Below are 13,126 nucleotides of genomic sequence, written 5' to 3' on the forward strand. Positions count from 1 at the left end.
GTCCTACTCTGCGTCCACGGGGCGAGACCAACAATAGCCGGCAGCCGACTCAGAACGAGCGCCACCCCATTGCAGGACCCCTTTCGCCTCTGCCCTCGATCAACGCACCGCACATGCGGCCGACAACGACAGGTGGAACGCAGCCATGGCCTTTCTCGAACTTCAAGCACTGTGCAAACGCTACGGACCCGTGCAGGCCGTGGTAGCGACCGACCTGAGCGTCAGCCAGGGCGAGTTCGTCTCGCTGCTTGGCCCTTCGGGTTGCGGCAAGACCACCACGCTGCAGATGATCGCCGGCTTCGTCGATGTCACCAGCGGCCGGATCGTGCTCGACGGCCGCGACATCACCCACGCCAAACCCAGCAGCCGTGGCCTTGGCGTGGTGTTCCAGAGCTACGCGCTGTTCCCGCACATGAGCGTGCGCGACAACGTGGCCTTCGGCCTGAAGATGCGCAAGGTTGACAGCAGCGACATCCGCACCCGTGTCGACCAGGTGCTGGCGCTGGTGCGCCTGACCGCCCATGCCGACCGTTACCCACGCGAGCTGTCCGGGGGCCAGCGCCAGCGGGTGGCCCTGGCTCGGGCCTTGGTGATCCAGCCGCCGGTGCTGCTGCTCGACGAGCCATTGTCCAACCTCGACGCGAGCCTGCGCGAGGAAATGCAGTTCGAGATTCGCCGCATCCAGTGTGAAGTCGGCATCACCACGCTGATGGTGACCCACGACCAGGCCGAAGCCTTATCGATCAGCGACCGGGTGGTGGTGATGCAAGCCGGTCAGGTCACCCAGATCGACGAGCCCTACAAGCTCTACGAGCACCCGCGCACGCCGTTCATTTCCGGTTTCGTCGGCAAGGCCAACCTGCTGCCCGGCGAATACGACGCGCTGGGCCAGCCCCAGGTCTTGGCACAGACCGGGGAAGGCGAACTGATGTTGAGCCTGCGCCCGGAGAAGATCGATTTCTGCAACGCCGGTGATGGGCGCATCCAGGGCCGTATCGTGACCCGCTATTTTCTCGGCAGCCAGTGGCTGTACCGCTTGGAAACGGTGCTCGGCGAGATCACCGTGGTGCGTCGCAACGATGGCAGCGCACCGCTGGCCACCGGCGTCACTGTCGGCCTGGACTGGCCGGGCGAGCTGCTTCGCGTGCTCGCCAGCGAGGCCTGCGCATGAGCCGCGGATACCTGCTGTCGGCGCCGGCGCTGGCGCTGTTCGTCGGTCTGCTGATCGTCCCGCTGGGGCTGACCCTGGTGCTGTCGTTCAACCTGTTCGACTACGAAGTGGGGGTCAAGAGCGACAGCTACACGCTGGCCAACTACGCCGCCCTGCTCAGCGACGGCTATTTCTACGAGATTTTCTGGCGGACCTTCTGGATCAGCGCTCTGGTGACCTTGCTGTGCGTGGTGATCGGCGTCCCGGAGGCTTACATCCTCAGCCGCATGGGCACGCCGTGGCGCTCGATCTTCCTGATTCTGATCCTGACCCCGCTGCTGATTTCGGTGGTGGTGCGCGCCTTTGGCTGGAGCCTCTTGTTGGGCGCCGATGGCCTGATCAATCAGGCTATCGCAGCGCTGGGCGGGCGGCCGCTGAAAATGCTCTACACACCCTTCGCGGTGATTCTGGCTCTGGTGCATGTGATGTTGCCGTTCATGATCATTCCGGTCTGGACCTCGCTGCAGAAGCTCGACCCGGCTGCCGAGCAGGCGGCGCAATCGCTGGGCGCAAGCCAGGCCAAGGTGATGCGCCTGGTGGTGCTGCCGCAGATCATGCCCGGCGTGCTGTCGGGCACGCTGATCGTCTTCGGTCTGGCGGCCAGCTCGTTCGCCATTCCCGGGCTGCTCGGCGGGCGCCGCTTGAAGATGGTCGCCACGGTGGTCTACGACCAGTACCTGTCGGAACTCAACTGGCCCATGGGCGCAACCATTGCCGTGGCGCTGTTGCTGGCCAATCTGCTGATCATGCTGTCCTGGAACCGACTGGTCGAAGGTCGCTACAAGAAAGCCCTGGGGGAATGATCGATGTCCAAGAACGGTCCGTTGGCCCTGTCGTTTCATGCCTTGGTGGTGGTGTTCATGCTGGCCCCGCTGGTGGTGGTGTGCCTGGTGGCGTTCACCCCGGAGAACACCCTCACCCTGCCCACCTCCGGGTTTTCCCTGCGCTGGTTCCGCGCCGTGTTCGAGCGCGCCGATTTCATCGATGCGTTCTATAACAGCCTGATCCTGGCCGTGGTGGCTGCAACCCTGGCGACCCTGATCGCCGTGCCGGCGGCGCTGGCGATCACCCGCTATCACTTTCCGGGACGCGACTTTCTCAATGCGCTGTTTCTGTCGCCGATCATCATTCCGCACCTGGTGCTGGGCGTGGCGATGCTGCGCCTGTTCGCGCTGATGGGGGTCAATGGCAGCTTTGTCTGGCTGATGCTGTCCCATGTGGTGGTGATCACGCCTTATGTGCTGCGTCTGGTGATCGCCGCCGCCATCGGCATCGACCGCAGCGCCGAGCAGGCGGCGGAATCGCTGGGCGCGAGCCGTTTCACCCTGTTTCGCCAGATCACCCTGCCGATGATCCTGCCGGGGGTGGCCGGGGGCTGGCTGCTGGCGTTCATCAACAGCTTCGACGAGGTGACCCTCTCGATCTTCGTTACATCGCCTGCCACCCAGACCCTGCCGGTGCGCATGTACGTGTACGCCACCGAGTCCATCGACCCGATGATGGCGGCGGTGTCGGCGCTGGTGATCGCCTTGACCGCCGCGACCATGATTCTGCTCGACCGGGTGTATGGCCTGGACCGCGTACTGGTGGGGAAAAACTGATGGCTTTGTTCAAGCGCCTGGCCGAACTCGATCGCGCGTCGGTACCCTTCACCCTCGATGGACAAGCGGTGACCGGTCTGGCTGGGGATACCCTGCTGGTCGCAGTACTGACCTGCGTCGAGCACCTGCGCGGCAGCGACTTCAGTGCCCAGGCCCGTGCCGGTTTCTGCCTGATGGGCGCCTGCCAGGATTGCTGGGTGCGCTTGGGCGACGGCCGCCGCGTGCGCGCCTGTGCCACGCCACTGGAAGCCGGCATGCAGGTCGACCGCGAACCGGGGCGGCGCTCGTGAACGCGGTGGTGATCGTCGGCGCCGGACCGGCCGGCATCCGTGCCGCGCAGACCCTGGCCGCCCATGGCCTGCGCCCGTGCTTGGTGGACGAAGCCTTGCAGGGCGGCGGCCAGGTCTATCGCCGAGCACCGGGCAACTTTCAACGTCCTGCCAGCCAGCTCTATGGCTTCGAAGCGCGCAAGGCAGGTGCGGTGCATCAGGCGCTGGACGCGCTGCGCGGGCAGATCGACTACCGGCCCGACACATTGGTGTGGAACGCCGAGGATGGCTACCTGCACACGCTCAACCAGCAGCGCGTCGGCACCGTCAAGTATGACCGCCTGTTGATCGCCACCGGCGCTACCGACCGCATCCTGCCGGTGCCGGGTTGGACCTTGCCCGGTGCCTACAGCCTCGGCGCTGCGCAGATTGCCTTGAAGGCCCAGGGGTGCGCCATTGGCGAGCAGGTGGTGTTCGCCGGCAGTGGGCCGTTGCTGTATCTGGTGGCTTATCAGTACGCCAAGGCCGGCGCGCGGGTGCTGGCAGTACTGGACAGCTCGCCGTTCGCTGCTCAGGTCGCAGCCCTGCCCCGGCTGCTGCGTCAGCCCTTGACCCTGGCCAAGGGCTTGTATTATCGGGGCTGGTTGACCGCCCACGGGATCGCCGTGCACCAGGGCGCGCATCTGGTCAGGGTCGACGGCGAGCGCAGGGTCGAAGCCGTCACCTGGCAGCAAGGTGGCAAACGACACACCCTGGCCTGTGACGGGTTGGCCTTCGCTCACGCGCTGCGCAGCGAAACGCAACTGGCCGACCTGCTCGGTTGCGCGTTTGCCTGGAGCGCGCTCAACCGGGCCTGGCTGCCGAGCCGCGACCCGGCCGGGCGCAGCAGCGTGCCGGGGGTCTACCTGGCCGGTGATGGCGCTGGGATCATGGGCGCCGATGCGGCGGAAATGGCGGGTGAGCGCGCCGCCCTGGCCCTGCTCGAAGACCTGGGCGTGGCCATCGACGCCAGGCGTGGCGCGCACCTGCAAAGGCAACTGGCGCGCATCCAGGGGTTTCGTGCCGGCCTGGAAGACGCATTCCCGTTCCCCGAGGACTGGGCTCGCCAGGCGCCCGATGAACTGATGCTGTGCCGATGCGAGGAAGTCAGCGTCGGCGAGGTACGCGGGGTGGTCGCCCAGGGCCATACCGATATCAACCGAGTCAAAGCCCATTGCCGGGTCGGCATGGGCAGGTGCCAGGGGCGCATGTGTGGCAGCGCCACCGCGGAAATCATTGCCCAAGCCGCCGCGTGCTCGCCGCAGGACGTCGGCCGCCTGCGCGCGCAGGCGCCCATCAAGCCGCTGCCCTTCGGTGTGGAGGTGCAGCCTTGAGCCAGGTCTGCGAAACCGATGTGATCATCGTCGGCGGCGGAATTGTCGGTGCTTCGGCAGCCTTGATGCTGGCGCTGCGCGGTCAGCGGGTGGTATTGCTGGAGCGCGACTTCTGCGGCTCGCGGTCCAGCGGCGTGAACTACGGTGGCGTGCGCCGTCAGGGCCGTTCGCTGGTGCAATTGCCGCTGTCGCAGCGCGCCCATGAACTGTGGAGCGACCTGCCCGGACTGATCGGCATCGACGGCGAGTACGTGCGTTCCGGTCATCTCAAGCTGGCCCGCAGTGACGCCGACATGGCCCGTCTGCAAGCCTGGGCCGACGCCGCCGCGGATTTCGATCTGGGGGTGGAGCTGCTCGATCGTGGTCAGTTGCGCCAGCGTTTTGCCTGGGTGGGCGACGTGGCCGTGGGTGCGTCGCTGTGCAGCGCCGATGGGCATGCCAACCCACGCCTGGTCTCGCCCGCCTTCGCGGCAGCGGCCAGGCGTGCCGGTGCACGGATCGTCGAGCAGGTGCAGCCGTTGGCCTTCGACCATGACGGCCAGGCGTTCGTGCTGGCCTGCAGCAACGGCGAACGGCTGCGCGCGCCCTGGCTGCTCAACTGTGCCGGGGCCTGGGCGAACCACATCGCCGAACAGTTCGGCGAGCAGGTACCGATGACCAGTGGCCACCCGGCAATGCTGGTGACCGAACCGCTGCCTGTGGTCATGGACGTCAGCACCGGGGTCGAGGGCGGTGGCATCTACGCGCGCCAGGTGGCACGGGGCAATTGCGTGCTCGGCGGCGGGCAGGGTTTCGCCGTGGACACGGTGCGGGCACGCCCCGGTCAGCTGGCCACTCTGGATATCCTGCGCAACGCCGTCGAGTTGTACCCGTTCCTGCACGGCGCGCAGGCGATCCGTACCTGGAGCGGAACCGAAGGCTACCTGCCCGACCGCGAGCCGGTGATCGGCCACAGCCTGGCGCAGCCGGGCCTCATCCATGCATTCGGCTTTGCCGGAGCCGGTTTCCAGATCGGCCCGGCAGTCGGTGAAGCCTTGTCGCAACTGATCGTCGAGGGCCGCAGCCAGGCGCCGATCGACGCGTTTTCCATCCAACGCTTTTCTCCCCTTGAACTGCATACAGGAAGGTCGCTTTCATGAAGCCAGTCAAACCTACGGTTCACGCACTCTCCCTCGCTGCACTGCTTGCAGCCACCGGCGCCCAGGCCGGGCCCACGCTCTACCTGGGCATGAACGGCGGCACCATGGAACGCCTGTACGCCGACAAGGTGCTGCCGGCGTTCGAGGAGGCCAATGATGTGAAGGTGGTCATCGTTCCGGGCACTTCTTCGGACATTCTCGCCAAGGTCCAGGCGAGCAAGGACAACCCGCAGATCCATGTGATGTTTCTCGACGACGGCATCATGTACCGCGCCATCTCCATGGGCCTGTGCGACACCCTGCAGGACAGCGACGGCCTGGCGGCCATCCCGGCCAAGGCGCGGATCAAGGATCAGGCGGCTGCGGTCAGCCTGGGGGTGACCGGGCTGGCCTACAACACGCGCCTGTTCAAGAAGAATGGCTGGGCCGCCCCCACCTCGTGGATGGACATGGCTGATAGCCGTTTCAAGGAAAAACTGGTGTTCCAGTCACTCGCCTCCTCGACTTTCGGCCTGCATGGTTTCCTGATGTTCAACCGCTTGCAGGGTGGCAGCGAGACCGATGTCGAACCGGGGTTCAAGGCATGGCCCAAGACGGTAGGCCCGAATGTGCTGGAGTACATTGCCAGTTCGGCGAAGATCTCCGAGATGGTGCAGACCGACGAGGCCGCGTTGTTTCCGCTCACACCGACTCAGGTGACCGCCTTGAAACTGCGCGGTGTACCGGTTGAGTACGCGCAACCCAAGGAGGGCGCGGTGGTGCTCAACGTGGCGGAGTGCGTGATCGCCAAGAACGACCAGCCCGAGCTGGCCCAGAAGCTGGCGGCCTACCTGCTGAGCCCCGAGGCCCAGGCACCGGCACTGGAGGAAGGCGATCAGATACCGTCCAACCCCAATACCCCAACCACCGACAAGACCCGTGGGCAGGTGCAGGCGATGGAGAAATACCTGGAAACGGCAGTGGCCATCGACTGGGATCAGGTCAACCAGCTGCGCCCCGCTTGGAACGCCCGCTGGAGCCGCTCGATCGAGCGCTAGGCCATGCACCAAGTCGCCCGTTTCGCGGCCGATGACCGCTCCTGCAGACGCACTGCGAGGTGCCTGTGGGAGCGGGCTCTGCCCGCGAAAGGCGCGACGCGGTCCAACTGGTACACCCCAGTGCCCGTTTCGCGGCCGCTGACCGCTCCCACAGAGGCACTGCGATGTGCTGTGGGAGCGGGCTCTGCCCGCGAATCAGGCACCGAGGTGTGTCAGGCGAACCGCGTCGCGCCCTTCGCGGGCAGAGCCCGCTCCCACAGTAGCCCGCTTCACAAGGCTTGCTTCACAAGGACAGTGACGGATCAGTCCGCCAGGCGCCAGGTCGTGACACCTTTGCTGTCTTCCAATACCACACCCATGGCGGTCAACTCGTCGCGGATGCGGTCGGATTCGGCCCAGTCCTTGCCCGCTCGTGCCGCCAGACGTGCGGCGATGAGGGTGTCCACCTGGGCCGCATCGACGCGACCGGCAGCGCCGGCCTGGAGGAATTCGTCGGAATCGAGCTGCAATACCCCGAGCAGGTCGCCCAGTTCGCGCAAACGACCGGCCAAGCCCGCAGCTGCGTCGACATCACTGTCACGCAACCGGTTGATCTCGCGCACCAGATCGAACAATACGGCGCAGGCCTCCGGTGTGCCGAAGTCATCGTTCATGGCATTGGCAAAGCGCTCGACGAACAGCTCGCCCCCCGCTGCCGCCACTTTCGGCAAGCCCTTGAGCGCATGGTAGAACCGCTCCAGCGCGCCCTTGGCTTCCTTCAGGCTGTCTTCGGAATAGTTGATCGAACTGCGGTAATGGCTGGAAACCAGCAGGTAGCGCACCACCTCGGGCTGATACTTCTCCAGCACATCGCGAATGGTGAAGAAGTTGTTCAGCGACTTGGACATCTTCTCGCCGTTGATGCGGATCATCCCGCAATGCAGCCAGGCGTTGGCGTACGGCTTGCCGGTGGCCGCCTCGCTCTGGGCGATCTCGTTCTCGTGGTGCGGGAATTCCAGGTCGTTGCCGCCACCATGAATATCGAAGGTGTCGCCCAGGCAGCAGGTCGACATCACCGAGCACTCGATATGCCAGCCCGGACGGCCTGGGCCCCACGGTGACTCCCAGCTCGGCTCGCCGGGCTTGACGCCCTTCCACAGGACGAAATCGAGGGGGTCCTGCTTGGCCTCTTCCACTTCGATGCGCGCCCCGATGCGCAGGTCTTCGATCTTCTTGCGCGACAGTTTGCCGTAGCCTTGGAACTTGCCGACCCGGTAGTACACGTCGCCGTTGCCCGGCGCATAGGCATAGCCCTTGTCGATCAAGGTCTGGATCATCGCCAGCATGCCCGGGATGTGCTCGGTGGCACGCGGCTCCTGATCCGGCTTGAGGATGTTCAGGCGCGCCTCGTCCTCGTGCATCGCATCGATCATGCGCGCGGTCAGGGCATCGAAGCTTTCGCCGTTGTCCCGCGCACGGTTGATGATCTTGTCGTCGATGTCGGTGATGTTGCGCACGTAGGTCAGCTCATAGCCGCTGTAGCGCAGCCAGCGCGTGACCAGATCGAACGCGACCATGCTGCGACCGTGGCCCAGGTGGCAGTAGTCGTACACGGTCATGCCGCATACGTACATGCGCACCTTGTTGCCATCCAGCGGCGTGAAGACCTCTTTGCTCTTGCTCAGCGTGTTGTAGATGTTCAGCACAACGATTCCTCAACTTGGCCTGGCGAGGCTCAGCCCCACGAGTCACGCAGGGTGACGGTACGGTTGAACACCGGACGACCCGGTTGCGTGTCGACCAGGTCGGCGCAGAAATAGCCTTCGCGTTCGAACTGGAAACGATCTTCCGGCGCCGCGTTGGCCAGCGACGGTTCGGCGCGGCAGCCACGCAGTACCTGCAGGGAGTCGGGATTGATGTTGTCGAGGAACGTCGCGCCGTCTTCGGCCTTCTCCGGGTTGGCCGAGCGGAACAGGCGATCGTACAGGCGTACTTCACACTCGACGCTGGCCGCGGCCGGAACCCAATGGATCACGCCCTTGACCTTGCGCCCTTCCGGATTCTTGCCCAGGGTGTCCGGGTCGTACGAGCAGCGCAGCTCGACGATGTTGCCGTCGGCATCCTTGATCGCTTCGTCGGCACGGATCACGTAGCTGCCACGCAGGCGCACTTCGCCGTTGGGCTCCAGGCGCTTGTAGCCCTTGGGCGGTTCTTCCATGAAGTCGTCGCGGTCGATGTACAGCTCGCGCTCGAACGGCAAAGCGCGCACGCCCATGTCTTCCTTGGGGTGGCGCGGCAGCTCGAGCTGCTCGACCTGGCCTTCCGGATAATTGGTGATCACCACCTTGAGCGGGCGCAGCACGCACATGGCGCGCGGTGCGTTGCGGTCGAGGTCGTCACGGATGCTGAATTCGAGCATGGACATGTCGACCACGCCGTCGGAACGGTTGGTGCCGATCATGTCGCAGAAGTTGCGGATCGACGCCGGGGTGTAGCCACGACGGCGGAAGCCCGAGAGCGTCGACATGCGCGGATCGTCCCAGCCCTGCACGTGCTGTTCGTCGACCAGCTGCTTGAGCTTGCGCTTGGAAGTCAGCGTGTAATTGAGGTTCAGGCGGCTGAACTCGTACTGGCGCGGGTGCGCCGGCACCGACAGATGGTCGAGGAACCATTCGTACAGCGGACGATGCCCTTCGAATTCCAGGGTGCAGATGGAGTGCGTGATGCCTTCGATGGCGTCGGACTGACCGTGGGTGAAGTCGTAGTTGGGGTAGATGCACCAGGCGTCGCCCGTCTGGTGGTGATGGGCGTGGCGGATGCGGTAGAGAATCGGGTCGCGCAGGTTCATGTTCGGCGAGGCCATGTCGATCCGCGCACGCAGCACGCGCTCGCCGTCCTTGAACTCGCCAGCCTTCATGCGCGCGAACAGGTCGAGATTTTCCTCGACGCTGCGCTCGCGGAACGGGCTGTTGCGGCCAGGCTCGGTCAGGTTGCCGCGGTACTCGCGCGCCTGCTCGGGGGTCAGGTCGCAGACGTAGGCGTCGCCCTGCTTGATCAGCTCCACGGCCCAATCGTGCAGCTGGTCGAAGTATTGCGAGGCGTAACGCTCTTCACCGGCCCACTCGAAGCCCAGCCACTTGATGTCGCGCTTGATGGCGTCGATGTATTCCTGATCTTCCTTGGCCGGATTGGTGTCGTCGAAACGCAGGTTGCAGACACCGCCGAATTCCTGCGCCAGGCCGAAGTTCACGCAGATCGACTTGGCATGGCCGATGTGCAGATAACCGTTGGGCTCGGGCGGAAAGCGGGTAACGATCTGGCTGTGCTTGCCGGCGTCCAGGTCGGCCTGGACGATCGGGCGCAGGAAGTTGGCGGGCACGGCAGGGCCATTGCCTTTGGAGTTGGGAGCGTTGTCGGCGGTGGGCTTGCTCATTGGAATCCTTGAACGAACGATGCGGCGGCAGCCAGGGTAGGCCGACCAAATCAAAGCGCTTATCATAGCCGAAGCGGTCAACCGGCTGACAGGCCAGCCCCGACAAACTATCGGGTAAATCCTGCAGCGCGGCAAAAAACAGCCTTTGAATAGGCATCGTCGCCTGTAAACTGGGCGCCGTCGCTAGCGAATTTCCACAGAACATTCTCCACAGAACAGAGAGAGACCCATGTCCAAAGTCAAACTGACCACCAACCACGGCGTCATCGTCCTGCAACTGAACGCCGAAAAGGCCCCGCTGACCGTGGCCAACTTCCTTGAGTACGTGCAGGCCGGCCACTACGAAAACACCGTGTTCCACCGCGTGATCGGCAACTTCATGATCCAGGGCGGCGGTTTCGAGCCTGGCATGAAAGAGAAGAAGGACAAGCGCCCGAGCATCCAGAACGAAGCCGACAATGGCTTGCCGAACAAGAAGTACTCGGTGGCCATGGCCCGCACCATGGAGCCGCATTCGGCTTCGGCGCAGTTCTTCATCAACGTGGGCGACAACAGCTTCCTCAACCACACCGCGAAAACCACCCAGGGTTGGGGCTACGCGGTGTTCGGTGAAGTGGTCGAAGGCCAGGACGTGGTCGACAAGATCAAAGGCGTGTCCACCACCTCCAAGGCCGGTCACCAGGACGTACCCGCTGAAGACGTGATCATCGAGAAAGCCGAGATCGCTGAGTGATACTGCTGATCTCCGATCTGCACTTGCAGGAAGAACGCCCGGACATTACCCGGGCGTTTCTGGATTTCCTCGGCGGGCGTGCGCGCTCAGCCGAGGCGCTGTACATTCTGGGCGACTTCTTCGAAGCCTGGATCGGCGACGACGCCATGACCCCTTTCCAATCGTCCATCTGCGCAGCGCTACGCGCGCTCAGCGACGGTGGCACGAAGATTTTCCTGATGCACGGCAACCGTGATTTCCTGATCGGTTCGACGTTCTGCAAAAAAGCCGGTTGCACTCTGCTGGCCGACCCGAGCGTGGTGCGCTTGAACGGTGAGCCGGTGCTGTTGATGCACGGCGACAGCCTGTGCACGCGCGACGAGGGCTACATGCGCCTGCGCCGCGTGCTGCGCAACCCGCTGACCCTGTTCATCCTGCGTCACCTGCCGCTGGGCACGCGCCACAAGCTTGCCCGCAAGCTGCGCAATGAAAGCCGGGCGCAGACCCAGATGAAAGCCCATGACATCGTCGATGTCACCCCTGAAGAGGTGCCGCGGGTGATGCGCCAACACGGTGTGGCCACCCTGATTCACGGGCATACCCATCGTCCGGCAGTGCACGAGCTGCAGATCGGTGATCTGCCGGCACAGCGTATCGTGCTGGGGGACTGGGATCGTCAAGGGTGGGTGCTGCAGGTGGATGACCGGGGCTTCAACCTGGCGCCGTTCGATTTCCCGGCGCCGGCGGTCTGATACACCGCACTGCGCTCTTAGCGGTCAGTGGCCGCGAACAGGCGCCACGGTGTTCAATGCCCACCACCGGCAGCCGGCCCGGCCTTGGCGGTGAACGGTGGCTTGGCCAGCCAGACCAACAGCACCAGCCCGGCGAAGATCCATCCCATCAGGGTGAAATAGTCCACCGTACTCAACATGTATGCCTGGCTGTTGACCATCTGCTCCATCCGCGCATACGCCTGAGGCGTGTGGCCGCCCATCTGCTCCAGCGCATGGCGGGTCACCGGATCGTAGGTGCTGATGCTCTCGGTCAGGTAGGCATGATGCTGGTCGGCGCGGCGAATCCAGATCCAGGTCGTCAACGATGCGGCGAAACTGCCACCCAGCGTACGCAGGAACGTCGCCAGGCCCGACCCGTCGGCGATCTGTTGCGGTGGCAGGTCCGACAGCAGAATGCTCAAGGTGGGCATGAAGAACAGCGCAACGCCGGCGCCCATGAACAGTTGCACCAGCGCCACATGCTGGAAATCCACCTGACTGTTGAAACCGGCACGCATGAAACAACTGGTACCGATGGCGACGAACGCAAGACCGGCGAGCAGACGCAAATCGAACTTGTGCGCGTACTTGCCGACGAAGGGCGACATCAGCACCGGCAGGATGCCGATCGGTGCCACCGCCAGGCCGGCCCAGGTGGCGGTATAGCCCATCTGGGTCTGCAGCCACTGCGGCAGGATCAGGTTGATGCCGAAAAACCCGGCATAGCCAAACACCAACACCAAGGTACCGATGCGGAAGTTGCGGAAGGCGAACAGCCGCAAATTCACCACCGGATGCTCATCGGTCAGCTCCCAGATGACGAACGCCGTCAGCGCCACCGCCGATATCACCGAACCGATGATGATGAACGAAGATTCGAACCAGTCCAGATCGTTGCCCTTGTCCAGCACCACCTGCAAGGCACCGACGCCGATGATCAACGTGATCAGCCCGACATAGTCCATGGGCTGCCTGCTCAGGTGCACCGGCCGCTTGGCCATCTGCTGACGCACCACAGCACAGGCGAACAAACCGATGGGAATATTGATGAAGAAGATCCACGGCCAGCTGTAGCTGTCGGTGATCCAGCCACCCAGAATCGGCCCGGCGATCGGCGCCACCACCGTTACCATCGCCAACAGCGCCAGGGCCATGCCGCGCTTGGCCGGTGGATACACGGCGATCAGCAGGGTTTGCGTCATCGGGTACAACGGCCCTGCCACCAGCCCCTGCACCACGCGAAAGCCGACCAGCTCGGGCATCGAGGTGGAAATACCGCACAGGAACGAGGCCAGCACGAACAGCATCGTGGCCCAGAGAAACAGCTTCACTTCACCGAAGCGTCGACTCAGCCAGCCGGTCAGTGGCAAGGCGATGGCGTTGCTCACCGCGAACGAGGTGATGACCCAGGTGCCCTGCTCGGAGCTGACCCCCAGGTTGCCGGAAATGGTCGGCAGAGCGACGTTGGCGATGGTGGTGTCGAGCACCTGCATGAAGGTCGCCAGCGACAGGCCGATGGTGCAGAGCAACAGGCTTGGCGGCGTGAACGAGGCTTTGGAATCCATGATCCACCCTTTGCAATGCGATGCCGCGCCCGCCC

12 protein-coding genes are annotated in these 13,126 nt (G+C 64.3%); 9 read left to right on the plus strand and 3 right to left on the minus strand.

From position 1 onward, the window contains the following. The first annotated feature begins 145 nt into the window (after positions 1–145). The 7 genes from ONG87_RS13700 (at position 146) to ONG87_RS13730 (ending at position 6,629) form a co-directional block, all read left to right on the plus strand. Positions 146–1,171 carry an ABC transporter ATP-binding protein gene (locus tag ONG87_RS13700; RefSeq protein WP_264381434.1) on the plus strand — a complete coding sequence of 342 codons (1,026 nt, stop codon included), beginning with the start codon at positions 146–148 and terminating at the stop codon, positions 1,169–1,171. Next, positions 1,168–2,013 carry an ABC transporter permease gene (locus ONG87_RS13705; protein WP_185794471.1) on the plus strand — a complete coding sequence of 282 codons (846 nt, stop codon included), beginning with the start codon at positions 1,168–1,170 and terminating at the stop codon, positions 2,011–2,013. The genes ONG87_RS13700 and ONG87_RS13705 overlap by 4 nt, the downstream gene beginning before the upstream one ends. A 3-nt stretch (positions 2,014–2,016) precedes the next feature. Continuing rightward, the gene (locus tag ONG87_RS13710) at positions 2,017–2,811 is read left to right on the plus strand and encodes an ABC transporter permease (RefSeq protein ID WP_264381435.1); all 795 of its coding nucleotides are present in this window, start codon (positions 2,017–2,019) and stop codon (positions 2,809–2,811) included. Then, positions 2,811–3,101 carry a (2Fe-2S)-binding protein gene (locus ONG87_RS13715; RefSeq protein ID WP_192053179.1) on the plus strand — a complete coding sequence of 97 codons (291 nt, stop codon included), beginning with the start codon at positions 2,811–2,813 and terminating at the stop codon, positions 3,099–3,101. The genes ONG87_RS13710 and ONG87_RS13715 overlap by 1 nt, the downstream gene beginning before the upstream one ends. Beyond that, complete coding sequence (locus ONG87_RS13720; protein ID WP_264381436.1) at positions 3,098–4,453, plus strand: NAD(P)/FAD-dependent oxidoreductase; 1,356 nt, start codon at positions 3,098–3,100, stop codon at positions 4,451–4,453. The genes ONG87_RS13715 and ONG87_RS13720 overlap by 4 nt, the downstream gene beginning before the upstream one ends. After that, positions 4,450–5,592: an FAD-binding oxidoreductase gene (locus tag ONG87_RS13725; RefSeq protein ID WP_264381437.1), complete on the plus strand. Its 1,143-nt coding sequence runs from the start codon at positions 4,450–4,452 to the stop codon at positions 5,590–5,592. The genes ONG87_RS13720 and ONG87_RS13725 overlap by 4 nt, the downstream gene beginning before the upstream one ends. An 89-nt stretch (positions 5,593–5,681) precedes the next feature. Then, positions 5,682–6,629: an ABC transporter substrate-binding protein gene (locus ONG87_RS13730; RefSeq protein ID WP_264382861.1), complete on the plus strand. Its 948-nt coding sequence runs from the start codon at positions 5,682–5,684 to the stop codon at positions 6,627–6,629. Between the two features lie 302 nt (positions 6,630–6,931). Here the strand turns inward: ONG87_RS13730 and cysS are convergent, their stop codons facing one another. Both cysS and ONG87_RS13740 read right to left on the minus strand, forming a co-directional pair. Further along, a complete protein-coding gene (gene cysS, locus ONG87_RS13735) occupies positions 6,932–8,314 on the minus strand; it encodes a cysteine--tRNA ligase (protein ID WP_185794467.1) in 1,383 nt (460 codons plus the stop codon). Positions 8,315–8,343: 29 nt separating this feature from the next. Next, on the minus strand, positions 8,344–10,041 hold the full coding sequence (locus ONG87_RS13740) for a glutamine--tRNA ligase/YqeY domain fusion protein (RefSeq protein ID WP_122713769.1): 1,698 nt from the start codon (positions 10,039–10,041) through the stop codon (positions 8,344–8,346). A 229-nt stretch (positions 10,042–10,270) separates the two neighbouring features. Here ONG87_RS13740 and ONG87_RS13745 point away from each other — a divergent pair, with 229 nt between their 5' ends. Next, on the plus strand, positions 10,271–10,774 hold the full coding sequence (locus tag ONG87_RS13745; RefSeq protein WP_122476043.1) for a peptidylprolyl isomerase: 504 nt from the start codon (positions 10,271–10,273) through the stop codon (positions 10,772–10,774). After that, on the plus strand, positions 10,771–11,505 hold the full coding sequence (gene lpxH, locus ONG87_RS13750) for a UDP-2,3-diacylglucosamine diphosphatase (protein WP_264381438.1): 735 nt from the start codon (positions 10,771–10,773) through the stop codon (positions 11,503–11,505). The genes ONG87_RS13745 and lpxH overlap by 4 nt, the downstream gene beginning before the upstream one ends. Before the next feature lie 53 nt (positions 11,506–11,558). Here lpxH and ONG87_RS13755 read toward each other — a convergent pair whose 3' ends face one another. After that, entirely contained in the window at positions 11,559–13,091 is a 1,533-nt protein-coding gene (locus ONG87_RS13755; protein ID WP_122713771.1) for a DHA2 family efflux MFS transporter permease subunit, read from the minus strand. Positions 13,092–13,126 lie beyond the last annotated feature (35 nt).

Origin of the sequence: Pseudomonas sp. MM227, from assembly GCF_947090715.1 — a bacterium.
GTDB classification, from domain to species: domain Bacteria; phylum Pseudomonadota; class Gammaproteobacteria; order Pseudomonadales; family Pseudomonadaceae; genus Aquipseudomonas; species Aquipseudomonas baltica.